This window comes from Actinomadura sp. NAK00032 (assembly GCF_013364275.1).
Classification (GTDB): domain Bacteria; phylum Actinomycetota; class Actinomycetes; order Streptosporangiales; family Streptosporangiaceae; genus Spirillospora.
Window position 1 is genome coordinate 595,079 of sequence record NZ_CP054932.1, and the last position, 24,428, is coordinate 619,506.

The 24,428-nt window shown below is 74.5% G+C and carries 18 protein-coding genes; 10 read left to right on the plus strand and 8 right to left on the minus strand.

From position 1 onward, the window contains the following. Window positions 1-48: 48 nt before the first annotated feature. A complete protein-coding gene (locus HUT06_RS02975) occupies window positions 49-840 on the plus strand; it encodes a crotonase/enoyl-CoA hydratase family protein (RefSeq protein ID WP_176194290.1) in 792 nt (263 codons plus the stop codon). Next, window positions 837-2,366 (plus strand): class I adenylate-forming enzyme family protein, encoded by a 1,530-nt coding sequence (locus tag HUT06_RS02980; protein WP_176194291.1) that lies wholly within the window; start codon window positions 837-839, stop codon window positions 2,364-2,366. The genes HUT06_RS02975 and HUT06_RS02980 overlap by 4 nt, the downstream gene beginning before the upstream one ends. 2 nt (window positions 2,367-2,368) lie before the next feature. On the opposite strand, the gene HUT06_RS02985 is transcribed toward HUT06_RS02980, so the two are convergent. Then, on the minus strand, window positions 2,369-6,472 hold the full coding sequence (locus tag HUT06_RS02985) for a HEAT repeat domain-containing protein (protein WP_176194292.1): 4,104 nt from the start codon (window positions 6,470-6,472) through the stop codon (window positions 2,369-2,371). A gap of 97 nt (window positions 6,473-6,569) precedes the next feature. On the opposite strand from HUT06_RS02985, the gene HUT06_RS02990 reads away from it, so the two are divergent. Both HUT06_RS02990 and HUT06_RS02995 read left to right on the plus strand, forming a co-directional pair. Continuing rightward, window positions 6,570-8,078, plus strand: a complete 1,509-nt coding sequence (locus HUT06_RS02990) for an FAD-binding protein (protein WP_176194293.1) — start codon at window positions 6,570-6,572, stop codon at window positions 8,076-8,078. Then, entirely contained in the window at window positions 8,075-9,049 is a 975-nt protein-coding gene (locus tag HUT06_RS02995; protein ID WP_176194294.1) for a VOC family protein, read from the plus strand. Before HUT06_RS02990 ends, HUT06_RS02995 begins: the two co-directional genes overlap by 4 nt. A gap of 13 nt (window positions 9,050-9,062) precedes the next feature. Here the strand turns inward: HUT06_RS02995 and HUT06_RS03000 are convergent, their stop codons facing one another. Beyond that, window positions 9,063-9,998: a VOC family protein gene (locus HUT06_RS03000; RefSeq protein ID WP_176194295.1), complete on the minus strand. Its 936-nt coding sequence runs from the start codon at window positions 9,996-9,998 to the stop codon at window positions 9,063-9,065. Window positions 9,999-10,229: 231 nt separating this feature from the next. On the opposite strand from HUT06_RS03000, the gene HUT06_RS03005 reads away from it, so the two are divergent. From HUT06_RS03005 to HUT06_RS03015, 3 genes are read left to right on the plus strand one after another with little or no spacing between them, the layout of a single operon-like run. Continuing rightward, window positions 10,230-11,150 carry a cation diffusion facilitator family transporter gene (locus tag HUT06_RS03005; RefSeq protein WP_176194296.1) on the plus strand — a complete coding sequence of 307 codons (921 nt, stop codon included), beginning with the start codon at window positions 10,230-10,232 and terminating at the stop codon, window positions 11,148-11,150. 5 nt (window positions 11,151-11,155) lie between these two features. Continuing rightward, window positions 11,156-11,518 (plus strand): BlaI/MecI/CopY family transcriptional regulator, encoded by a 363-nt coding sequence (locus HUT06_RS03010; RefSeq protein ID WP_176194297.1) that lies wholly within the window; start codon window positions 11,156-11,158, stop codon window positions 11,516-11,518. Next, entirely contained in the window at window positions 11,515-12,408 is an 894-nt protein-coding gene (locus HUT06_RS03015; protein ID WP_176194298.1) for a M48 family metalloprotease, read from the plus strand. Before HUT06_RS03010 ends, HUT06_RS03015 begins: the two co-directional genes overlap by 4 nt. 60 nt (window positions 12,409-12,468) lie before the next feature. Here the strand turns inward: HUT06_RS03015 and HUT06_RS03020 are convergent, their stop codons facing one another. The 5 genes from HUT06_RS03020 to HUT06_RS03040 all read right to left on the minus strand — a co-directional run bounded on the left by HUT06_RS03020 (window position 12,469) and on the right by HUT06_RS03040 (window position 17,104). Next, complete coding sequence (locus tag HUT06_RS03020; protein WP_176194299.1) at window positions 12,469-12,924, minus strand: tellurite resistance TerB family protein; 456 nt, start codon at window positions 12,922-12,924, stop codon at window positions 12,469-12,471. A gap of 66 nt (window positions 12,925-12,990) precedes the next feature. Further along, window positions 12,991-14,103, minus strand: a complete 1,113-nt coding sequence (locus HUT06_RS03025; RefSeq protein ID WP_176194300.1) for a sporulation protein — start codon at window positions 14,101-14,103, stop codon at window positions 12,991-12,993. A 135-nt stretch (window positions 14,104-14,238) separates the two neighbouring features. Next, window positions 14,239-15,171 (minus strand): triacylglycerol lipase, encoded by a 933-nt coding sequence (locus HUT06_RS03030; protein WP_176194301.1) that lies wholly within the window; start codon window positions 15,169-15,171, stop codon window positions 14,239-14,241. Between the two features lie 33 nt (window positions 15,172-15,204). Further along, window positions 15,205-15,921: a response regulator transcription factor gene (locus HUT06_RS03035; RefSeq protein WP_176194302.1), complete on the minus strand. Its 717-nt coding sequence runs from the start codon at window positions 15,919-15,921 to the stop codon at window positions 15,205-15,207. Continuing rightward, complete coding sequence (locus HUT06_RS03040; RefSeq protein ID WP_217711165.1) at window positions 15,908-17,104, minus strand: sensor histidine kinase; 1,197 nt, start codon at window positions 17,102-17,104, stop codon at window positions 15,908-15,910. The genes HUT06_RS03035 and HUT06_RS03040 overlap by 14 nt, the downstream gene beginning before the upstream one ends. Window positions 17,105-17,248: 144 nt before the next feature. On the opposite strand from HUT06_RS03040, the gene HUT06_RS03045 reads away from it, so the two are divergent. The 3 genes from HUT06_RS03045 to HUT06_RS03055 all read left to right on the plus strand — a co-directional run bounded on the left by HUT06_RS03045 (window position 17,249) and on the right by HUT06_RS03055 (window position 23,807). Continuing rightward, window positions 17,249-19,360: an MMPL family transporter gene (locus HUT06_RS03045; RefSeq protein WP_176194303.1), complete on the plus strand. Its 2,112-nt coding sequence runs from the start codon at window positions 17,249-17,251 to the stop codon at window positions 19,358-19,360. A 233-nt stretch (window positions 19,361-19,593) separates the two neighbouring features. Beyond that, entirely contained in the window at window positions 19,594-21,651 is a 2,058-nt protein-coding gene (locus HUT06_RS03050; RefSeq protein ID WP_217711166.1) for a PQQ-binding-like beta-propeller repeat protein, read from the plus strand. A gap of 17 nt (window positions 21,652-21,668) precedes the next feature. After that, a complete protein-coding gene (locus HUT06_RS03055) occupies window positions 21,669-23,807 on the plus strand; it encodes a PQQ-binding-like beta-propeller repeat protein (RefSeq protein ID WP_217711167.1) in 2,139 nt (712 codons plus the stop codon). Here HUT06_RS03055 and HUT06_RS03060 read toward each other — a convergent pair. Then, window positions 23,797-24,366 (minus strand): TIGR03086 family metal-binding protein, encoded by a 570-nt coding sequence (locus HUT06_RS03060; RefSeq protein ID WP_176194306.1) that lies wholly within the window; start codon window positions 24,364-24,366, stop codon window positions 23,797-23,799. The genes HUT06_RS03055 and HUT06_RS03060 overlap by 11 nt on opposite strands. Window positions 24,367-24,428: the final 62 nt, after the last annotated feature.

The following is a 24,428-nucleotide window of genomic DNA, read 5'->3' on the forward strand; positions in this document are numbered from 1 at the left end:
TGCGTTATAAGTGGAGCGGTCGTTTCACTGTAGGACCCGGAGGTGGCGATGGCGGACGTGCGTGTCGAGGTGGCGGGGACCACCACCACGATCTGGATGGACCGGCCCGAGCGGCGCAACGCCGTCGACGGGCCGATGGCCGCCGAGCTGCGGGAGGCGTTCGAGGCGTTCGAGGCCGATCCGGGGCAGCGCGTCGCGGTGCTCGCCGGCAGCGGCGGGACGTTCTGCGCCGGCGCCGACCTGACCGCGCTGAGCGACCCCGCCCGCCACCACGAGGTCGATCCCGAGGGCGGCGGCAGCGGCCCGATGGGGCCGACCCGGATGGCGCTGAGCAAGCCGCTCATCGCGGCCGTCAGCGGGTACGCGGTGGCGGGCGGGCTGGAGCTCGCCCTCCTCGCCGACCTGCGGATCGTCGAGCGCGACGCGGTGTTCGGTGTCTTCTGCCGCCGCTGGGGCGTGCCGCTCATCGACGGCGGCACCGTCCGGCTGCCCCGCGTCGTCGGCCTCGGCCGCGCGCTCGACCTGATCATGACGGGACGCCCCGTCGAGGCGGACGAGGCCCTCGCGATCGGCCTGGCCAACCGGGTCGTCGAACCGGGGGAGGCGGTCGACGCGGCCCGCGAACTCGCCCAGCGGATCGCGGCGTTCCCGTTCGAATGCGTGCTGGCCGACCGCGCCTCGACCTACGCCGGCCTCGACCTGCCCCTCGCCGAGGCACTGCGCAACGAGGGCGCCGCCGGCGTCCCCGTCGTGGTGCGCGAGGGCATGAACGGCGCCGCCCGGTTCGTCGCCGGCGCCGGCCGGCACGGGCGCTTCGCCGGAGAGGAGACCACCCCGTGAGCCCCACCACCCGTGAACTGATCGTCCGCGGCGCGCGGCAGCACACCGGCCGGACCGCCGTCGTGTTCGGCGACCGGGAGCTGACGTTCGGCCAGGTCGACGAGCTGAGCAACCGGCTCGCGCACGCGCTGGCGCGGGAGGGCGCCGGGCACCGCCGGCGCGTCGGCCTCCTGGTGAACAACGGCCTGCTCAGCGTGCCGCTCGACTTCGCCTGCGTGAAGGCCGGGATCAACCGCGTCCCGCTCAACGCGCGGCTGTCGGTGGCCGAGCACGTCACGATGCTCACCGAGACCCGCTGCGAGCTGGTCGTGTTCGGCGCCGACCTGACCGACCGCGCCCGCGACCTGGCCGCCGCGCTGCCGGACGTGCGGTTCCTCGGCCTGGAGACCGCGCTGGACGGCGAGCCCCCGCTCATGGAGCGCGCCGAGAGCGCCCCCGCGACCCTGCCCGAGGTCGAGGTGGACGCCGGCGACGTCATCCTCACGCTGTTCACGTCCGGGACGACCGGCACGCTGAAGGCGGCGCAGCACACCCAGGCGTCCTACGCGGGGATCTGCCGGAACGTGCTGCTCAACCTGTTCCCGGCCACGGCCGACGACGTCATGCTGCACGCGGCGAGCCTCATCCACGCCAGCGGGGTGTTCGTGCTGCCGCTGTGGCTGCGCGGCGGCCGCACCGTCATCCTGCCGGGCTTCGCGCCCGAGCCGTTCCTGGACGCGATCGGACGCTACGGGGCCACGGCGGTCAACCTGGTGCCGACCATGATCCAGATGCTCGTCAAGCACCCGGCCTTCGCGGCGGCGGACGTCGCCACGCTGCGCCGCGTCATCTACGGCGCCTCGCCGATGCCGCGCCCCGTCATCGAGCGCGCCATGCGCGCGTGGGGCCGGGACCGGTTCTGGCAGTACTACGGGCAGACCGAGATCCCGCTGTGCATCGCGGTGCTGCGCCCCGAGGACCACACCGGCGACCGGCTCGCCGCCTGCGGGCAGATCGCCGCCGACATCGAGCTGCGGCTGCTGGACGAGGACGGCCGCGAGGCCGCCCCGGGCGAGCCGGGCGAGATCGTGGTGCGCGGGCCGTCCGCCACCGCCGGGTACTTCGACGCTCCGGAGCTGACCGGGCAGACCTTCCGCGACGGCTGGGTGCACACCCGCGACGTCGGCGTCCTCGACGGCGACGGCTTCCTGTTCCTCAAGGACCGGACGTCCGACATGATCATCAGCGGCGGTTACAACGTCTACCCGCGCGAGGTGGAGGACGTCCTGCTGGAGCACCCGGCGGTGCGCGAGGCGGCGGTCGTGGGGACGCCTGACGAGCGGTGGGTGGAGGCGGTCACGGCCGTCGTCGTCCTCGCCGAGGGGGTCGCTCCGGAGGACGGGCTGAGCGATCGGCTGGTCGAGCACGTGACCGAGCGGGTCGCCTCCTACAAGAAGCCACGCAAGATCATCTTCGCGGACGCCATCCCGAAGACCGCCGTCGGCAAGCTCGACCGCAAGACCCTGCGCGCCCGCTTCGCCGGGTGAGATCACCGCGCGGTGATCCGGTCGAGGACGGCGGTGTAGGCGGGCCTGCGGTCGGGGCGGGCGCGGCCGGTGGCGTTCCTGAGATGGGGGACGGCCGGCGCGCCGATCAGCACGAGGCCGTCGGCGGCGGCCCCGCGCACCGTCGGGCGCGCGTCGGTGAGGAGGCCGACCAGGGCCTTGATGCCCGGTTCCCAGCCCGCGTGGGAGAGCGTCTTGACGGCGGACACGACGACGTCGGACCGTCGGTCGCCCAGGAGCCGCTCGGTCTGCTCCAGGTAGGCGGGCCGGTCCAGGACCCGGCGGGAGAGCCGGTGGGCGCGGGTGCGGACCGCCGGTGACGGGTGGCCGATCAGCTCGATCAGGAGTTCCCGCAGTTCGCGGCTCTCCGCCCCGCCGGTGCGGTCGTGGTCCTCGGCGAGCAGGTCGAGGGCGCGGCGGATCTGACCGGGCGTGCCGGTGCGGGCGGCGCGGAGGAGGTCGCCGCGTGCGGAAGGCTCCCGGCGGCCCGACGGTTCGCGCGTGCGTTCGCGGAGCGCGGCCAGCGCGGCGGCGTCGTCGGCCGCCGCGTGCGGTTCGCGGAGGGGGCCGTCCACCAGCGTGATCCGCTCGACCGGGTCTCGGTGTCCCTCGGCGTGCAGCCGCCGCCATGCCCTGGCCAGGGCGGGGGTGCTCCGCAGCCGGGCGCCCGCGAGCAGGTCGAGGACGCCCCAGGCACCGGCGTCGAGGTGGGCGGTCAGCGCTTCGGCCAGCCGGTCGGGATGGGCGCCGCGAAGGGCACGCTCGGCTGCGGCGCGGGTGGCGGGCGCGCCGTCGAGCCACCACGTCACGAGCCTCGGCAGGAGGGGCGCTCGGGACGCGGGGTCCAGGTGCGCCGCGACGCGTGCGACGCGTTCCCGGACGTCGTCGCGCGCGGTGTCCAGCTCCGCCTCCTCCAGCGAGAGCAAGGTCAGGGCGAGCCGGTCGGTGACCGGGATGTCCGCCTTGCCGTCCAGAAGGGCGCGGAGGACGGCGAGGCGGATCTCGGGTTCGGGCCAGCCGAGCAGGGTCCGCGCGGCGGCCGCCGACCGTGCGGGATCGTCCAGCATCGCCAGCAGGCGCTCGCGCTGCGCGGCCGAACGCGGCTGGTCCAGATCGCCGGAACGGGGGGTGCGGACGTCACGCTCGGTGCGCTGCGCCTGCTCGGCGAGGGTCCACGGCGGGGCGCCGAGGGGTTGCAGGTCGAGCATCCGGTCCAGCAGCCCGCCGCGCGCCTCGGCGGCGGCGGTGGGGTACGCGGCGATCAGCTCGTCGAGCCGTGCGCGCGAGTCGAGCCGGTGCCCGCCCTCGGGGCGCGGGCCGAGCCCGAACGCCTCCCGCAGCACGGCCTCCTCGCCGGTCGGCGCCGCCGCCAGGGCCCGTTCGAGGTCGCGGCGGGCCGGTATCCCGCCGCAGCGGCGCAGCAGCGCCAGCTCCGCCGGGCCCAGCACCGGCAGTGCGCGGATCCGCTCGGCGACCTCGGGCGCCCGGCCGCCGGGCAGGTGGGCGGCGGCCTCGCCGATCACCGCGAGGAGCCGCGGACGGTGGGCCGCCCCGATCCCGGCGATGCCCGCGGCGAGCGTCCCGGCGGAGCGTGCGAACGTCTCCAGCTCGCCGGGGCTCCAGGGCGGCGGGCACAGCCGCATCGTCAGCCGCAGGACCGCGTCCCGCCGGGTCGCGGCGGCCAGGTCCAGCCAATGCGCCAGCATCGGACGCAGCTTGGTCGCGCGCCGGAAATCGGGCGCGTCCGGATCCTTCTCGTGCAGGTCCACGGCCTGGCGCGCGACGTCCGGGGCCCAGCCGTGCTCGGCCAGCTCGTCCACCGGGCTGCGGGACGGCTCGGGGCCGGCGAGGCGGGCGAGCAGGGCCGTTCCGGCCGGTGACCCCTGGGCGGCCAGCGCGCGGACCGCGCGTTCGGGGAGCGCACTGGCGAGGGCGTCGACCAGCAGCCGGCGCGTCCGCGCGTCCTCGGCGCGGTCGGCCGCCGCGATCACGGTGGCGGCGTACCCGTCGCCGAGCACCGCTTGCAGCGCCGCGATCAGCTCCGCGCGCAGGCCGGGGTTGTCGTGCCGGCCGAGCCAGTCCAGCGGCTTCGGCGCCGTAGCGGGCGTGCCCGCGTGCGCCAGTGCTGCGGCGGCGGTCTTCTTGACGTTCATGTTCGGGTGGTCGAGGCACGCCGCGATCGCCTCCGCCGCGCCGTCCGCCCCGGCATGGCCGAGCGCCAGCAGCGCTTGGCGCACGGTCTGCACGTCCGCCGCAGTGGTCAGGGGGATCAGGCCGGCCGACAGCGCCCGCGCGTCGCGTCCGTCGGTGTCGCGGGCGAGCAGGGCGATGGCGTGCTTGCGCACATGGGGGTCGCGGTCGCGCAGGAGCGGGTGGATCCGCGCGCGGGTGCCCCGGTACGGGATCTCCAGGAGCATGCGGAGCAGGACGGCCCGCTCGGTCGGCGACGGGTCGGCCCCGTCCAGGAGGTCCAGCGCGATCACGGCGGCCAGCGCGTCGCCGGCCTCGTCCGCGTCCACCGCGCCGAGCAGGCAGCGGGGCCTGATCTTGCCGCGCCGGTACAGCCGCCCGCCCAGCTCCCGGAGGGCCGCGACGGCCTCCGCCGGGACCTGCGGCGGCTCGGCGTCCTGGACGTCGGACACGACCCTCATGAGCAGGTCGGCGATGGCCGGGATCGTGGCGGCGTCGCCGTTGCGGGCCAGCGTGCACAGCGCGTCCACCGGACGTTCCGGATCGAGGCCCGAGCGCAGCAGCGCCAGCTCCCGCGCGTCGGGGGTGCCCAGGTCGGATGCGATCCGCGCGGGCAGGTCGCGCGGGTCGAGCCTGTCCAGCAGCGAGCGCCGCCCCTCGGGATCCGCGGTGAGGTGCCACAGGATTTCGAGGGCGCGCCGCCGGACGGGAAGCAGGTGGGACGGGATGTCGCCCGTCAGGTGCTCGCGCAGCGCATCGGCGGTTCGGTCGCCGCCCACGGCCTCCAGGGCGTCCAAGGCCGCCGCCGGTGCGCTGGGCAGCACCGCCAGGACGGCCTCCTCGGCGGCGGTGTGCTCCAGGGCCCGGACGGCCTCCAGGAAGGGGACGGGGTCCGGCGCGGAGGACAGCAGCCGGGTGACGGTCTCGCCGATGGGCAGGGTCCCCGTCCCCTGCGCGGCCAGGGCGACCAGCAGCTCCAGTCGCCGTGGCCAGGTCGGCTCGTCCGCCTCGCCGCCGGCCGCCTCGCGAAGCAGCGCGTTCCGGGACGTGTACAGCACGGTGGCGACATCGTCGGCGTCGACCGAGTGGTCGGCGAGGGCCAGGGCCACGATCGCGGGCACGTGCTCGTCGACCGGGAAGTGCCCGCGCTGGTGCATCTCCCTCAGGCAGCGGACGCACGGTGCGGCGAGCAGCAGCGGATCGGTACCGGCCAGGCGCACGAGGTCGCCGATGTCCTCGCGCGTCGCGAGCCCGCCGAGCAGCTCCAGCGCCCGGCGCCGGGTGCGGGGCGGGCCGTCCGGGTCGGCGGCCGCCGCGCGCAGCACGTCCCGGTGGCCGTGCCGCGCGGCGGCCTCGATCGCCGCGTCGGCGGCCGAGGGGTCGGTAAGGAACCGGTCGAACAGCTCACCGGGCACCGGGACGAGCGCCGCCCACGGCTCGGCGAGTTCGCGCAGCAGGGCCGCCGCGAGACCGGACGCGTTCCCGCCTGCGCCGGCGCGGCGGCTTTCCCCGTCAAGGAGTCCGAGCAGGAGCGAGCGGGCGCGGACCGGTGCGAGCAGGCCCGCCCGCACGGCCTCGCGCGTCAAGCGCAGTGCCTCCGTGCGCAGCACCGGATCGTCCTGCCCGGCCAGTTCCCCGGCCAGCCGCTCCGGATCGCGGGCGGCGGCGGCGTCCAGGCCGTGCACGGCCTGGTAGAGCAGCTCGCCGACGGGTTCGCCGGCCACGGTCCGGGGATCGCGGGCGATCTCGGCCCGCAGCCAGGCGATCTGGACCGGCACCGGCAGATCGGCCGTCCTCCACTGCGGCCACGGCTCCGCTCCGGGCGTGCGCAGATACCGCCGGGCCGTCGCCAGCGCCGCCTCGGGCGATTCGTTCCGATCGCCGTCCCCTGTCCCCATAACGGCTGATCTTAGGAACTGCGAGCGTTGACAAGGCCTCGACCGTCCTCCTAGTTTCTGAAACGGCATTCCGTGTACTGAAACAGGAGGCGGGGCGGTGGAGCGGCTGGGGCGGTTCGGCGTCGTCGTGGTCGGCGGCGGCGGTGCCGGGCTGTGCGCGGCCATCGAGGCCGCCGCGGGCGGCGCGAGCGTGCTCGTGATCGAGAAGCGGCCGGTCCTCGGCGGCATGCTGCACATCGCCAACGGCGAGATCAGCGGCGCGGGCACCCGGCGGCAGGCCGCGCGCGGCATCGAGGACGACCCGCGCGCGCACTGGCAGGACGTGATGCGCCTCTCCCACGGCAAGGCCGACCCCGAACTGTCCTGGGAGACCGTGAGCAGGCAGGGCGGCACGGTCGACTGGCTGGAGGGGCTCGGCTTCGACTTCCACCCCGACACCCCCGCCCTGGTGCACGGCCACGAGGTCTACGCCGCGCCCCGCACCTACTGGGGCGTCGAGCAGGGGCGGTCGATGCTGCGCGTCCTGGAGCGGGAGCTGCGCCGATGGGTGCGGGACGGCGCGGTCCGGCTGGTCACCGGCGCCCGGGTGACCGGCGCGCTCGTCGAGGACGGGCGCGTGGTCGGCGTCACCGCGTCCCGCGAGGGCGAGGGCGACTTCAGCGCGCACGGCGGCGCGGTCGTGCTGGCCACCGGCGGCTACGACGCGAACCGCGAGCTGCGCAACCGGTTCCTGCCGCCCGGCTGCGAGGACGCGCTGATCGGCTGCCTCGACCACGCCACCGGCGACGGCCTGGCCCTGGCCGCCGAGCTGGGCGCCGATGTCACCGGCAATGGGACGTTCCTGCCGGTCATGGGGCTGATCCCCGACCCCGCCCGCCCCGGCTTCGCGGTCGACTACCGCGAGGCGTTCGTCGAGGTGGCGCCCGCCTACCGGACGCCCCACGAGATCTGGGTGAACCGCGCCGGGCAGCGGTTCGTCGCGGAGGACGTGACGAGCCCCGAACTGCGCGAGCGCGCCCTGACCGGGCAGGCCGGGCTCGCGATGCACATCGTCTGGGACGACGCCGTCGCCCGCGTCGCGGACCCGCTCCTCAGGAACGGGGCGGGCGACTGGACCCGCGAGCGGATGGCCGCCGAGCTGCGGCGCGGCCGGTGGATCGTCGCGGCGCCCACCCTGGCGGAACTCGCCGCCCGGCTCGGCGTGGACGCCGCCGGCCTCACCGCCACCGTCGAGCGCTACAACTCCGCCGTCGCCGCCGGGCACGACGCCGAGCACGGCAGGACGACGCTCCCGATGCCCATCCAGACGCCGCCGTTCTACGGGATGACGTCCGTCGGCGCCTCGATCCTCAGCCGGGACGGCCTCCGGGTCGGCACCGACCTCGCCGTGCGCAACCGCGAGGGCGGCACCATCCCCGGCCTGTACGCGGTGGGCGAGGTGCTCGGCAACGACGTGTTCGCCGGGGACAACTACGTCGGCGGCATGAGCGTGGGCCCCGCGCTGACGCTCGGCCGCATGCTGGGCACGCGCCTCGCCGCGCAGGCCCGGGAGGCCGCCGACCCGGAAGGCACCGAACGTCCGCCGACGAGAGAAGAGGCCACGTGAGCACCGACCCCGCCCCCCTCGTCACCGGCATCACCGCCGCGCTGATCGGCGTCACCGAGTTCCGCCCCCACCTGGACCTGCTCTGCGGGGAACTGGGCTTCGAGGTGGCGGCCGAAGGCGTCGTCAAGGCGGCGGACGCGGCCCGCCTCTGGGGTGCCGAGGCGGGCCGCCGCGACGTCGAGGCCATGATGCTGACCGCCGCCGGGGCGTCCACGGGCCGCATCCACCTGGTGAAGGTCGACGACCCGGTGGCGCCCGCCGAGCACCCCCACACCCTGGACATCGGCCTGGCCGCCATCGACATCTACACCAAGGACCTGCACGCGACCCACGCCCAGTTGACCGAGGCCGGGTACCCGTGCGGCACGCCGTCCACGTTCGAGGTGCCGGTGGGCGACATCACGGTGTCGGTCACGGAGGGCTTCTGCTTCGGGCCGGACGGGACCGACCTCGTCTTCGTCCAGCCGGCCAGCGCGCGCGCCACCGCAGCCTGGGACGCCGACCCGGAGCGGCCCTACACGGAGGTCTCGTCGGTCGTGTGCCATGCCCCCGACTTCGAGGCCGAACTCGGCTTCTGGGCGGCGCTCGGCATGGCGGCCGGATACGACGTCCACTTCGGCTCGCCGGGATTCGAGAAGATGGCCGACCTCCCGTCCGGCACGCGGGCGCGGATGGCCTTCGTCGCCGGCGCGGGCGGCGGCACCGCGCGCGTCGAGCTGCTTCAGGTGCCCGACAACCCCGGCGGCGTCGACCGGCGCGCGGTGCAGCGTCCCGGACGCGGGCTCGGCCACACCGGCTGGTCCGCGGTCACCCGCGACCTCGACGCCGCCGTGGCCGCCGCCGAGAGCGCGGGAGGACGCGTCCAGTGCCGCCCCTTCGCCGCCACCACGCCCCTGCACGGGGACGCTCGGCTGGCCGTGGTCGACAGCCCGAACGGGGTCGGCGTCGAACTGTGGCAGCCGAACCGCTGAGGCGGGCCGGGGGTCAACGGCGCTGGTAGAACTCCAGGACCTCGCCGTCCGGGCCGAAGAACGGCTGCACCAGCGCGGGCCCGTGGGGTGGGAGGTCGAGTTCGACCGGCGCGCACACCGGCTCGGCCGACTGCGCGGCGAGGAGGGCGGCGGTGGCGGCCAGGTCGTCGGTCTCCAGCGAGACCGACAGGATCCCGAGGTTCGGCGGGACTGCGCGCTCCCGCTGCGTCCGGCCGGCGAGCCCGACGTACTGCGCGATCTCTACGCGCCCGTTCATCGTGTCGCCGGGCACGTACATGTTGATGTTGTGCAGCCCGGTGCCCTCGGGGAACCGGAAGAACGACTCCATCCCCTCGACGACCTTGTCGTACAGCTTCACGAAGCCCAGCGCCTCGTAGAAGGCGGCGGACGCGGCGGCGTCGGCGACGTGCACGGCGACCGTCTGCAACTCGCTGGACCGGCCGTCGTATTCGGCGAACGCGCTGCCCGGGGCCGGTTCGAGCTGGAACACGTCGAGGACGACGCCGTCCGGGTCGAAGGAGAGCGAGTCCCATGCGGACAGTTCAGGGGTGACCGTCCAGTGCGTGGGCTTCGAGCGGACGCCCCCGCCCGTCCGCGCCAGCCGCTCCAGGGCCTGCCCGAGGTCGTTCACCCTGATGTTGAGCGCGTAGTGGCCGTGGTCCTGGGCGCGGGAGTAGTCGCCCCAGATGCGCTCGCCGGGCACGTCGAAGGACACGAGCCGCACCAGCCCCGTCGTGGCGCCCTCGGGGCCGAGCACGACCGTCCGTCCGGTCAGCCCGCGCGGCATCTGCCACGCCCGCTCGGCCTCGGGACCGCAGAGCACGGCCTCCTCGCCGTGGACGACGTACCCGAACGTCTCCGCGTAGAAGGCGCGCGAACGCTCCAGGTCGGAGACGGCGACCGTCGCCGCCCGCAGCTCACTGATCACGGCTGTTGTTCCGCCAATCGGAATATCGTTTCGTTTCAATCTAGGCGCCTGGGGGCTCCAGGGTCAAGGTGAGGGCGACACGGGCTGCTACACATGTAGTTTTATGACGCGCGCCGGGACCGGGCCCTGTTGGACGTGCTCCCGGCCATCACTGCCTACGCTTGACCGGACGTCCATCAGGGGAAGCCGGCCGGAGGGAACAGGGGAGCTCGTGAGCGCCGAGGCAAGCACGTGAGCGCCGAGGGAAGTACGAAGGCGGTCGTCACCGCGCTGGGCGCGAACCTGGGGATCGCGGTGACGAAGTTCGTGGCGTTCGCGCTGACGGGGTCGTCCTCGATGCTGGCCGAGGGCATCCACTCGGTGGCCGACTCCAGCAACCAGGCGCTGCTGCTGATCGGCGGCAAGCGGGCGGAGCGCCGCGCGACCGAGGAGCACCCGTTCGGGTACGGGCGCGAGCGCTACATCTACGCGTTCCTGGTCGCGATCGTGCTGTTCAGCCTGGGCGGCCTGTTCGCGCTCTACGAGGCGTGGCACAAGATCTCCGACCCGCACCCGATCGAGGAATGGCAGTGGGTGCCGATCGTGGTGCTGCTGATCGCGATCGTCCTGGAGGGGACGGCGCTGCGCACGGCGGTCAAGGAGTCCAACCGCAGCCGGGGGCGGGCGAACTGGGTGCAGTTCGTCCGGCGGTCGAAGTCGCCGGAGCTGCCGGTGATCCTGCTGGAGGACACCGGCGCGCTGGCCGGCCTGGTCTTCGCGCTCGCGGGCGTCAGCCTGACCCTCGCCACCGGCGACGGCGTCTGGGACGGCATCGGCACCGCGGCGATCGGCGTGCTGCTCGCGGCCATCGCGATCGTGCTGGGCACCGAGGTGAAGAGCCTGCTCATCGGCGAGTCCGCGACCGCCGAGCAGGTCCGGGAGATCCGCCGGGCGATCGTGGCGAGCCCCGACGTCCCGCAGCTGATCCACATGCGCACCATGCATCTCGGGCCGGAGGAGCTGCTCGTCGCCGCCAAGATCGCCGTGGACCTCCAGGACGACGCCCGCGAGGTCGCCGACGCCATCAACGACGCCGAGGCCCGCATCCGCGCGGCCGTGCCCATCGCCCGGCTCATCTACCTGGAGCCGGACGTGCTGCGGAAGGGGGGCTGACGGAGATGACGCGCAGGCCGCTCGGGCAGCTGGAGGCGGAGGTGCTCGCCGCGCTGGCCGGGCTCGGCGGCTCGGCCAGCACCGCCGAGCTGGTGGCGCGCCTCGACGGCGAGCCGGCGTACACGACGGTGAACACGATCCTGCACCGGCTCCACGAGAAGCGGCTCGTCTCGCGCACCCGCGCGGGGCGGCACTACCGGTACCGGCTCGCGGTGGACGAGTCCGAGCTGGTCGCCGGGCGCATGCACGACCACCTGCGGCACGCCAGCGACCCGGGCACCGTGCTCAGCCGGTTCGCGCGCTCGCTCAGCGCCGAGGAGGCGCGGAAGCTGCGCGAGGTCCTCGACGGTCCGGACGGCGGCAGGTGAACTGGTTCACCTTCCTGCCGCTGGCCATCATGGTCACGCTGAGCCTCGCGCTCGGGCTCGCCGCCCCGTTACGGCTGCATCCGTCCTGGTCGGCGCGGCTGCTGGCGACGACCGGGGCGATGACCGTCGTGGCGGCGCTCGGTACCGGCGTCTTCGTGGCGATCAACTACGCGGCGACGCTGGCCCCGGCCGCCGCGGCGCACGTCCCCGAATGGGCGCTGTTCGGCGACGACAGCCCCGTCCCGCACGCGGTCGGGATCCCGGCGGCCGTGCTGACCGCCGCCGGGTTCGCGGTGGCGGGCCGGACGGTCGCGGGCTGGACGCGGGAGCTGCGCGACGCGCGGCGCGACACGGGCGCGCCGCTGGAGACCGACACCCCGATCGCCGTCGCGGTCCCGGGCCGCCACGGCGGGGTGCTGCTGTCGCGGGGCCTGCTGCGCGACCTGACCGCCGCGGAGCTGCACGTCGTCCTGGAGCACGAGACGTCGCATCTCAGGCACCGCCACCACCGCTACCTGGCGGCCGGCGCGCTCGCCGCGGCGGTGCTGCCGCCGGTCCGGGTGCTGGACGGCGCGCTGCGGCTCGCGGTGGAGCGGTGGGCGGACGAGGACGCCGCCGAGGCGGCCGGCGACCGCGCCCTGGTCGCCCGGACGCTCGCGAAGGTCGCGCTCGCCCAGCCCCGCGCCGCCGGACCGGTCACCGCGTTCGCCGACTCGGGGGTCGTGCAGCGCGTCGAGGCGCTGATGGGCACGCCCCCGGCCAAGAACGCGGTCACCGGCCCGCTGCTGCTCCTCGGCAACGGGGTCGTCACCGGCTCGCTGACCGCCGCGACCCTCCAGCTCGACCACGTGATCGCGTCCGCGCTGCTGTCGCTGCTCGCGTTCCGGTGACGGCGGGCCCGGCGGGCTCAGGGGCCCGGCCGGCTCGGCTGACGGCGGGCCCCGGCCGGCTCAGAGCTCGAACTCGGCGGGATCCAGGCCGACGGCGAAGCACGCCTCGCGGACGATGGACTTCTCCTGGTCGTCGAAGTGGCCGTCCGCGCCGCCGATGATGATGCCGATCTGGATGACGGCGCGCGCCTCGGCGGGCTTCTTCTTGGTCTTGCCGATGTCCTGCAGGACCGAGACCTTCCCGAAGTCGAAGTCGGCCGTCAGCTTGGACACGTAGTCGTTGAAGCGGCGCTGCAGGTCGTCCGCCGGGAAGTTCTGCAGCACCTCGTTGGAGGCGATCAGGGACGCGGTGCGCTGCCGCTCGGACGGGTCGACGCTGCCGTCGGCCGCCGCGACGAGCGCGCACATCGCCATGCTCGCGTCCCGGAACGCTCCGCTCTTCAGTTCGTTCTTCTTACTGAGCAGCTGCGTCTGCATGGTCTGGGTCGACTCCCGCAGCTTGTCCCAGAAGGCCATCGGATCCTCCTCCACTCGCTGTTCGTCTCACCCTGCTGCTACAAGTGTAGTAGCAGGTTCCGCGGGTCAGTCCTCGCCCTCGAAGTCTTCGGCGGCGTCCTCGTAGGCCTCTTCGTAAGCCTCCTCGTAGGCGTCCTCATACGCGTCCTCGTAGGCGTTCTGGACGGCCTGCTCGAACACCGCCTCCTGCACGGCCTGCTCGCTCACCTGGGCGAAGGCGTCGCCGACCGACGGCTCGTCCTGCTCGTCCTCGTCGTCGTCCAGCATCTCGTTGACGACGGCGCCCGCCACGAGCCCGGCCGCCAGGCCGCCCGCCGCGCCCGCGGCGACGCCTCCCCAGCCGGGACCGTGACCGTGCTGCTCGCCGTGGTGGTGCGAGGCGTGCGGGAAACCGTGGCCGGCGTGCCCGTGCCCGGCGACGGCCCGCAGCCAGTTCTCCAGCTCGTGCTCCCAGGACATGTGCAGGGCGTCCTCGTGGGAGACGTGGTAGCGGCCGAAGACGTCGTCGCCCTCGGTGAACGCGGTGCCGCGCCGGTCGGCCTCCAGGACCACCGCCAGCCCGTACGGGTCGGCCACGAACGTCAGCTCCACCTCGTTGATCTGCCCGGCGTACTCGGACGGCGCGTAGAACTCGATCTCCTGATAGAACGGCAGCTCATGGTGGAGGCCGGCGATGTGCCCCTCCTCCACGTCGGCGCTCTTGAACGTGAAGCCGAGCGTCCCGAACGCGTACAGGACGCGCTGCTGGGACGGCAGCGGAGTCACCGTGATGGGATCCAGGTCCCCGGCGTCGACCGCCCCGGCGATCTCCAGCTCGGTGCGGACGCCCATGGCCATGCCGTGCAGGTGCTGCCCGTTGACCTCGGTCACGGGCAGCTCCCACGGCAGCGGCAGCCGGAACGGCACCGACTGGTACTGCCCGGCCCCGACATGGAGCGGTCCGGCGACCGCGCCCCGGTAGAACTCGCGGGTTCCGGCGCCCTCGTGGTCGCCGTGCTCGTACTCGGCCTGGGTGACCAGGCTCACCGTCACCTGGTGGACGTGCGCGTCGTGGTCGCCGCCCTGGATCCGGACCTCGCCGGACAGGTGATCCCCGGGGCGGGCCTGCGCCGTGCCGAGAACGGTCTCGACCGACGGCCCTCCCACCCCGAAGGCGCCGAGCAACCGCTTGAAGACCATGGGCCCCTCTCTCTTCCGCCGTCATCGCGCAGCGGCCGACGGCCCGGCCGCTGCTACTACATTTGTAGCAGCAGCGGTCGAGAACTCACCAGGAGAGGGGGCTTCCCGTAACTCTCTATCAGTCTCGCTTCGCGGCTAGATCGTGGGGCCGTAGTCGGTGCACTCGGGCTGGAAGCCGGGCTCGTCGGGGCCGAGGGCGTTGAGGACGATCTGCGTCACCGGGCCGTCGAACCACAGGCCGGAGTGGCCGACCGGATCGTCCGGGCACAGGTCCTGGAGCAGCACGTTGGTGGAGTCGCCGCCGTGCAGGAACGAGTTCGTCAGCGGGGTCACCGTGTTGTCGTGCGTCGTCGCGATGGTCAGGTACCGCACGCCCGGAACGGTGTCACCGTCGGCGAACAGGGCGGTCTGGAAGTCCGACCCCTCTTCCTGCTGCGGGTAAGCGGGCGCGCCGATGAAGCGGAACGCGTCGTTGACCAGCCCGAGGACGTTCAGCGAGCGGGCGATGTCGACCAGGCCGCCCATGGTGGTGCCGTGGTTGGTCGGCGCGAGGCCGACCATGGTGCGCACCTTGGCCGCGCCGCCCAGGCGCTTGATGTAGTAGTTCGGCATCATCCCGCCCTGGGAGTTGCCGATCACATCGACACGGGTGGTGCCCGTGGCGGCGAGCACTCTGTCGACGAACGCGCTCATCGTGCGCGCCGACTCGGTGATGTCGCCGAGCCCGTAGACGCGGCCCAGGCTGGACGACGTCTCGCCGTAGTTGAACGCGTAGACGCAGTACCCGGCGTTGGCCAGGATCGGCGCGAGCCGGGCACCGGAGAAGCCGAGGTTGGACGTCGTGCCGTGCACCAGCACCACCGGGACGGGGTGCTCGCCGGACGGCCGGCATGACCAGTCGTTGGCCCCGGCGACCGCGCCCGGGCTGAAGAGGTAGTTGCCGACCGCCGTCCCGAGGTCGCCCACGGGGTAGGCGGTCCCGGCCGTCGCGGGCGTCGCCGTGGCGAGTGCCGCGCAGGCCGCCGCCGCGGTCGCGGCGAGGCCGCGCCGGATTCGCTGTCCTCTCATATGAACAACGGTATCTATATGAGGATGGCGCGGCTATGGCTCCGGTGACAACGTGCCCGGCTCCCTTTCGTCCCCGGAGACGCAAACGCGGTGCGCGAGCGCCGCGGCCTGCCCCCGGCTGCGGCAGCCGGTCTTGGTGAGCAGCCGGCTGACGTGCGACTTCACGGTGTGCTCGGACAGGACGAGGCGCTCCGCGATCTCCGCGTTGCTGAGGCCGTCGCCGATGAGGGCCAGGACGTCCCGCTCGCGCGGCGTCAGCGCCTCGACGCGGGCCAGGTCGGCGGGGGCGGGACGGGCCGCGCGGCGGTGGGCGAGGTAGCCGTCGATGACGCGGCGCGCGACGCCGGGGCTGAGCGCGGCGTCGCCGGACGCGGCGGCGCGGACGGCGGCGAGCAGTTCCTCGTAGGAGGAGCTCTTGAGCAGGAACCCGGCGGCGCCGGCCGCGAGCGCCTCGTCGATGTACTCGTCCAGGTCGAAGGTGGTGAGCATCAGCACGCGGGTGCGGCCGAGCAGGCCCTGCCGGGCGAGCCGGTCGAGGACCCACAGGCCGTCGCGGCCTGGCATCCGCACGTCCAGCAGCAGCACGTCGGGGCCGGTGCCGGTGGCCAGCCGCAGCGCGGCGTCACCGTCCCCGGCGGTGCCGACGACCGCGATGTCCGCCTGGGTCTCCAGGATGGCTTGGAGCCCGTCGCGGACGACGCGCTCGTCATCGGCGATCGCGACCGTGATGCGGCGGTCACCGGACGGCATCGCGGACTCCCAGCGGGATCGTGGCCGCGACCCGGAAGCCGCCGCCGGGCGTGGCGCCCGCGTCGAGCGCGCCGCCGAGCGCGGCGAGGCGCTCTTCGAGGCCGGGCAGCCCGATGCCCGCGCCGGGCGCCGGTATGACCTCCCCGTCCGGCGCCCCGCTGTCGACCTCGATGCGGATGTCGTGCCCGCCCGCGTCGACCCGGACCGCCACCTCGGCGCCGGGCGCGTGGCGGCGGGCATTGGTGAGCCCCTCCTGGACGACGCGGAAACCGGTGAGCTGGACGTTCCTGGGCAGCTGCGCCATGTCGCCGGTGACGGTGAGGCTGGTCGGGTTCCCGGCGGTGCGGGCCGCGTCCACGAGAGCGGGCAGCCCGGCGAGGGTGGGCGCGGGTGCGCGGGGCGCGGCGGCGGTGCCCCCGTCGCGGAGCACCTGGAGGAGTTCGCGCATCTCGCTGGTGGCCTGGCGTCCGGCGGCGGCCATCGCGTCGACGCGTTCGCGCGCCCAGGGCGGCAGCTCCCCGGACCGGGCGCGGACGGTCTCGGCGTGGACGACGAGGAGCGTCAGCGAATGCGCGACGACATCGTGCATGTCGCGGGCGATGCGCACGCGCTCTGCGGCGGCGGCCTGTTCGGCAAGGAGGTGCTGCTCGCGGCGGGCGTCGGCGGCGCGCCGCTCAGCCGCGAGCAGCATGCCCCGGTGGCCGCGCGCGGCGACGCCCAGCGCCCACGCGACCGGGAGCGCGGCGACGTAGGCGAGCACGTCGGAGCCGCCGCGCCAGCCCTCGGGCGCGGTGAGGTGGTTGGCGGCCAGGCCCCCGGCGACGAGCGCGCCGCCGAGCAGCAGCGCCGCCGCCGACCGTCGCGGCGCGCTGTACGCCCCGGCCGCGTACAGCGCGAACGCCACCGGCAGGACGGTCAGCCCGCTCAGCTTCACCTCGGCGGACGCGGTGGCGACCTGCACCGCCGCGAGGACGGCAAGCAGCACCCCGAACGCGGTCAGCGGCCGGTGCCGCCGCAGCGCGAGGCAGCCGAGCGCTACGGTGCCGTAGCCGGCCAGCGCCGTCCACGCCGCCGCGGAGGTGTCGGTGGTCGCCTGGTCGATCAACGCCGGGGCGACCGCAGCGGCAGCGAGCGCCGCCTCGGCCCCGGCCTGCCGCAGGCCCGGCGCGTCCATGCTGGTCATCGCCTTGATCATAGGAAGCGGCTCGCCCCGGCGGCATCACTCGAAAGAGCGAACCGGGCGCTGGCTCTCCGGCCCTACCGCACCGGCCGGGTGCACTCGTTCCGGCGATGCGGCGGCCCGGTCGCGGCGGCTGGACTGGACGCCATGTCGCAGACCGAACCGGAGAACCCGCCCCGCGCCGCCCGTCCCGCACCGCCCCCGGCCACCCGCCTCGGCCGGACGATCAAGGCCGCGAAATGGCCCGTCCTGCTCGCCTGGATCGCGCTCGCGATCGCGGCGACGGCCTTCGCGTCCCGGCTGGGCGACGTGCAGCGCGACGACTCCGCCGCCTACCTGCCCGCCGGGTTCGAGTCGAGCGAAGTGGCCCGGCTCAGCGAGCCCGACCCCGCGCACCCGGGCGCCGAGACCGCCGTCGTCGTCTTCCACCGCGCGTCCGGCGGGACGCTGACCGCCGCCGACCGCGTGGCGATCGCGGACGCTCGCGAGGAGGCCGCCGCGCTCGGTGTGCCCGGCGTGCGGGCGCCGGGACCGGTGCAGACGTCGCAGGACGGCGCGGCGGCGCTGTTCAGCGTCGGCATCCAGCCGCGCCAGGCCGATGAGGACACCGTCGCCACGGCCGTGGAGCGGCTGCGCACCGCGATGCCCGACCCGGACTCCGCCGGGCTGCGCGCCCTGGTGACCGGAGAGGCCGCGCTCGACGTCGACAACGACGGCGGCGACGTGGACGGCCCGCTCCTGCTGACCAGCATGGCGATCGTCGCCGTCCTCCTGCTGCTGACCTACCGCAGCCCCATTTTGTGGCTGGTCCCGCTGTTCGCCGCCGGACTGGCGGTGATGGTGGCCCGTGGCGGCGCCTACGGCCTGGCGCGGGCCGGGCTGGCGGTCACCGACCTGTCGTCCGCCATCCTCATCGTGCTGGTGTTCGGCGCCGCCACCGACTACGCGCTGCTGCTGCTCGACCGGTACCGCGAGGAGCTGGCCCGGCACGCCGACCGGCACGAGGCGCTCGCCGAGGCGCTGCGCCGCACCGCGCCCGCCATCGCCGCGAGCGCCGCGACCGTCACCGCCGGGATGCTGTGCCTGCTGGTCGCCGACCTCGCCGGGCTGCGCGGGCTCGGGCCCGTCGCCGCGTCCGGGATCGCGGTGGCGCTGGCGGCGATGCTGACCCTGCTGCCCGCGCTGCTCGCCTGCACCGGACGGTGGGTACTGTGGCCGCGCGTCCCGTCCCCTGGGCGGGACCATGGCGCGGGGCAGCACCGGCTGTGGGGCGCCGTCGCGGGCCTCGTCGGGCGCCGCCCCCGGCTCGTGGCCGTCGTCGTCACCGGCGCGCTGGGCTTCGCCGCGTTCGGGCTGACCGGCCTGCACGTCAGCGCCGACCCCGTCGACAAGGTGCCGCCGCACAGCGAGTCGGTCACCGGCCGGCAGGTGCTCGCGGACCATTTCCCGGACGGCGCGTCCGACCCGCTCACCGTCGTGCTGCCCGCCGGAGCCGCGCCCGCGACGGTGGCCGCCGCCGAGCGGGCCGCGGGGGCGACGGACGGCGTCGCGAAGGCCGAGCAGGCGCCGCCGATCGCCGGCCGGAGCACGCTGCGCGTCGACCTCGCCGTCCCGGCCTACGGGGACGGTGCCGCCGGCGCCATCGACCGGCTCCGCGACCGGCTCGGCGGCGCGGCGCCCGGGTCGCTCGTCGGCGGGATGCCGGCGGTGCAGGCCGACTACCGGGACGCCGCCCTCGGCGACACCGCGCGGATCGTCCCGCTCGTGCTGCTGGCGATCACCGTGATCCTCGGGCTGCTGCTCCGGTCGGTCGTCGCGCCGCTGGTGCTGCTCGCGACCGTCGTGCTGTCGTTCGCCGCCGCGCTCGGCGTCTCCGCGCTGCTGTTCACGCACGCGCTGGGCCACGGGGGCGTCGCCGCCGACCTGTTCGTCTACATCTTCGTGTTCCTCGTCGCGCTCGGCGTCGACTACAACATCTTCCTGATGGAGCGCGTCCGCGAGGAGCGGCGCCGCGCCACGACGGCGGAGGCGGTGCGCCGGGGCCTGACCGCGACCGGCGGCGTGATCTCCGCCGCCGGGCTCGTCCTGGCGGGCACGTTCCTGGCCCTCACCCAGATCCCGGACGTGACGGTCGCCGAGGTCGGGCTGGCCGTCGCGATCGGCGTCCTGATCGACACCCTCCTCGTCCGGTCGCTCCAAGTGCCCGCTCTGGTCAGCTGGCTCGGCGACCGGACATGGTGGCCCGGGAAGCGTGCATGACCTGCGCTGACGGGCACCGGGGCGGCATTGCGGCGCCGAAGGCCGGCCGGCGGAAGGGGGCGGGCCCGCGAACCGCGTCCCAAGACGGGCGAACTCTCTGTAGAACAGTAGCGTCTATTTGTAGGCGAACCGCCCCATGCCCCGCCACGTTGGAGACTCACCACCATGACCATGCGCCTCACACCGGGCACGGCCGTACCGGATCCCGGCATCGCGGCCGGGGAGGGAGCCGCGTGAGCGGTGTCGCGCCGGTACGGGCGGGCGACCCGGAGCGGCTCGGCCGGTACCGCGTCACCGGACGGCTCGGCGGCGGCGGGATGGGCACGGTGTTCCTCGCCCTGTCGCCGGGCGGGCGCGCGGTCGCGGTGAAGGTCGTGCGGGTCGAGCTGGCGGACGACCCCGGATTCCGGCGCCGGTTCGTCCGGGAGGTCGAGGCGGCCCGCCAGGTGAGCGGCTTCTTCACCGCCGCCGTGGTCGACGCCGACTCCGAGGGGACGCCGCCGTGGCTGGCCACCGAGTACGTGCCCGGGATCTCGCTGGAGGCGGCGGTGGCCGCGCACGGCGCCTGGCCGGAGGGCACGGTGCTCGCGCTGGGCGCCGCGCTGGCGGAGGCGCTGGAGAGCGTCCACGCGGCGGGTGTGGTGCACCGCGACCTGAAGCCGTCGAACGTGCTGCTGGCGGCGGACGGCCCGCGCGTCATCGACTTCGGGATCGCGCGGGCCGCCGAGACCACCGAGCTCACCGAGACGGGCATGGTCGTCGGCACGCCCGGCTTCATCGCGCCCGAGCAGCTCGTGGCCGACGAGGTCACCGCCGCCGGCGACGTCTTCGCCCTCGGCGCCGTGCTGGTGTTCGCGGCGACCGGCACCGGCCCGTTCGGGGCCGGGCACGCGCACGCCCTGAACTACCGGGTCGTCCACGAGGAACCGGACCTGACCGGTGTGCCGCCCGCGCTGGCGGACGTCGCCGCCCGCTGCCTGGCCAGGGACCCCGCCCGGCGCCCCACCGTCCCCGACCTGGTCGGCGAGCTGAGCCGCCTGGCGGGGGCCGGGGAGGCCGCCGGCTTCTTCACGGAGGCGGGCTGGCTGCCCGCTCCGGTGGCGGCGGAGGTGCTCCGCGTCCGGTCCGCGCCGCTCGGCGGCTTCGTCCCGCCCGTTCCGGTGGGACGGACGCGGGCGCCCGGCCCCGCCCGGCTCCGGATCCTGGCCGCTGCGGCCGCCGCAGCGGCGGTCGTGCTCGTCATCGCGGCGGTCGTCCTGGCCGTCCGGCTGTCCGACGATGGCGAGGCCGAGGCGTCCGGGCCACCGCAGCGCAAGGAGCTGTGGACCTTCCCCTTGGAGGAGGGCATGCACCTGGTGCAGGTGATCGGCGGGACGGCGTACGTCGACGACCAGAAGGGCGGCCTGTACGCCCTGGACACCGAGAACGGCCGGGTGCGCTGGAAGTACGCGCACCCGCTGGACGAGGACGTCCCGACGGGCCCGCTGTTCCTCGGCGCCACCGAATCGATCGTGTACTACGGCGCCGGCGAATACACCTATGCCAGAGATGCCGGCAGCGGCGCGGAACTGTGGAAGTGGAAGGACCACGGCATCCATCCGTCGGTCGAGACGGTCGGGGAGAGGGCCTATGTGTCGGAGGTCCGGCTGATCGCGCGCGACGCCCGCACCGGGCGGGAGATCTGGCGCAACGCCTATGACGGCTTCTCGAAGAGACGGCCGGCCGCCTCCGGAGGAGTCGTCTTCGCGGTGGTCAGTGACGGCACCCTGCGCGCGGTCGACGCGGAGAACGGCGCGGACCTCTGGCGCCTGAAGGTCGGGGACCAGATGGAGACGTCCCCCATCGCCGTGAACGGAACCGTCTACTACGGCGTCCGGGACGGTTCCCTGCACGCGGTGAACGCCGCGACGGGCCGGTACGCATGGAAGCAGGGCTTCGAGGGCGCCTCCTGGGACCCCGCCATCGTCGGCGGAGCCGGTGCCCCGATCGTCGAGGACGGCGTCGTCTACTTCGAGAACGACGGCTACGTGTGCGCCTTCGACGCCGCCACCGGCAAGCCCCTGTGGAGGCACAAGCCGGGTGTGGACGAGGCCGATCTGCTGTCCGTCAAGAACGGGACGGTGCTGTTCAGCGACGGTAGCGACGAGGGGGCCGGCAACATCTACGCACTCGACGCCCGCAACGGCACCCGCCTGTGGAAGGAGCACGTGGGCGGGAGCCTGAGCCTCATCGAGGGCCGGCTCTACGTCGAGGGAGACGAGGCTCTGCGCGTGTACTCGGACGCTGGCTGATGCGGGAGGAAAGCGGAGTGGAGCCGTGCGCGCCCCTGGAGGCGGGCGACCCGGAGCAGCTCGGGCCGTACCGGATCGCCGGGCGGCTCGGCGGCGGCGGGATGGGCCAGGTGTTCCTGGCGTCGTCGCCGGGCGGGCGCGCGGTCGCGGTGAAGGTGGTGCGGGCCGAGCTGGCGGAGGACGCCGGGTTCCGGCGCCGGTTCGTCCGGGAGGTCGAGGCGGCCCGCCGCGTGAGCGGCCCCTTCACCGCCGCCGTGGTGGACGCCGACCCGGACGGGACGCCGCCCTGGCTGGCCACCGAGTACGTGCCCGGCCTGTCGCTGAAGGCCGCGATCGACGCGCACGGCGCCCTGCCGGACGGGACGGTCCGGTCCCTGGGCGCGGCGCTCGCGGAGGCGCTGGAGAGTGTGCACGCCGCCGGTGTGGTGCACCGCGACCTCAAGCCGTCGAACGTGCTGCTGGGCGCGGACGGCCCGCGCCTGATCGACTTCGGGATCGCGCTGGCGTCCGAGGGCACCCGGCTGACGGTGACCGGGGCGATGGTCGGCACGCCCGGCTTCATGTCCCCGGAGCAGTTGCGGGGCGGCGCGGTCGGCCCGCCGAGCGACGTCTTCGCCCTCGGCGCCGTCCTGGCGTACGCGGCGACCGGGGCCGGACCGTTCGGTGGGGGCTCCGTCCACGCGCTGAACTACCGGGTCGTCCACGGGGCTCCCGACCTCACCGGCGTCCCGCCCGGCCTGGCGGACGTCGTGGCCCGCTGCCTGGACAAGGACCCCGGCCGTCGTCCCAGCGTCCCCGCCCTGGTCGAGGAACTGGGCCGGGCATCGCTCGCGTGGCCGCCGGTCGGAGCCGGCTGGCTGCCCGAACCGCTGACGACCGAGATCACCCGAACGGTCCCCGCGCCGCCGCCCGCCCCCACCGCCGTCGTCGTGACGGCGCCGTACCAGGGCCCGCCTCCAGGGCCTGCTCCCCGGCGGTTGCTCACACGGGGCCGTGCCCTGACCGGCCTCGCCGCCGTGACCGTTCTCGTCACCGTCGCCACCACGCTGCTCCTCACCGGCGGAGAGCCGGACGCCGACCGGAAAGGCCGCACCGACCGCGCCGCCGAGCCCAGCCCGCCCGTCCTGAAGCAGCTGTGGACCTACCCCGGCGACCCGGCCTGGCCGCCGCAGATCAAGGACGGGACGCTGTACTTCGGCGACGGCGACGGAGTCATCCACGCCGTGGACGCCCGGACCGGCGACGCCCGCTGGACGCGCGACCGGGCCTGGGGCGGCGGCAACTCCATGATCATCGCCGGGAGGCGCGTCTACGTCGGCGGTTACGCGGACTCCTCCCGCGACAGCGACAGCAGCCGCGTGTTCGCCCTGGACACCGGTTCCGGCCGTCGGCTGTGGGAGCACCCCGACGGCACGCTGCTGCTCGGCGAAGCGCAGTCAGGTCGGCACATGTACCTCTTCCACCGGTCCGATAGCAGGAAGTCGCTGGTGTACGCGCTGAACACCGGCACCGGCAAGAGGGCCTGGAGCCACGAAGCCGGGATCGTCTGGGAGATGACCGCCCACGGGAACGTCGTCTACTACGTCGCGAGCAGTTACGACGAGCCGGGCCCGCAACTCCACGCGCTGAACGCCGACACCGGCAAGCGGCTGTGGAAGGCTCCCTTCGCGAACGACCTCGCTGGCCGGCCGGAGTCGCTGAACGTGATCGGCGGCGTCCTGTACGGGATCGGTGAGGACGGCACCGTCTCGGCCCGCGACCCAGGCAACGGTGCGCCCCTCTGGAACACCCCAACGGGCCTTCGCGACTTCTCGGATTCGGGGCTCCCCGTGGTGTCCGGTGGGGTCGTCTACGTCAGCGGTAACGCCGATACCCAGGGAAACAAGGGGCAGGCGGTCGCGTTCAACGCGAAGACCGGCGCGGTGTTGTGGCGCCGTGAGCTTCCCCAGGTGAGCTCCTCACCCACCCTCTCGTCCGGGACGGTCTATGTCGCCACGAAGACCGGCGAACTGCACCTCCTGAACGCCGGTGACGGCACCTCCCTGGGGAAGGTCCAGTTGGCGGACGACCGCGACCCCACCGCGCTGGTGTCCGGCGGAGTGGTCTACTTCAGCGCCGGTGATGGCCACCTGCGCGCGGCCACCATCACCCACTGACCCCACCCGCCGCCGTCCACTCCGGGTCGCGGCCCAGGAGGGCGGCGAGGTTGTCGATCGCGGGACGGTCCGGATCCTCGGCTAGCGGCGGGCTGTAGACGCCGCCGGGCCCGTTGAGGGGACTGCCCGGAGCGGTGTTGGCGCGGGCCAGCGGCAGTGCTGCTTCGGCCAGGCGGGACGGCACGACGGGCGTGGTCCGCAGCGCGCGCGCCAGATCCCAGCGGTGGACCAGCATGTCGACGGTGTGGACGCCGAGCACCAGTTCGGTCGGTGTCGGGCCGCGCTGCGGCAGGTTCACGGTCTCACCGGCCTGCTCCAGCACGGCGAGGCAGCGGGCGGCGATGCGGGCGAAGTCGTCGCGAGGGTCCGCGCTCGCTTCGACGGGCGGCAGCGCCGTCCGGGCGATGGCCTCGTGCCGCTCGTTCATGTGGCGGAGCAGGTCGGCGACCGTCCACCCCTCGCAGGGTGTCGGGCCGTCCATCGCGGAGTCGGGGACAAGGGCGACATCGTGGCCCAGCAGGGCGAGCGCGATGGCGTCGAGCCGGAGCAGATCGGTCATGTCGGACGCTCCTCATTTGGCGAACGGTCGTACGCCAAAATAGCGTACGGCCGTTCGCTAGT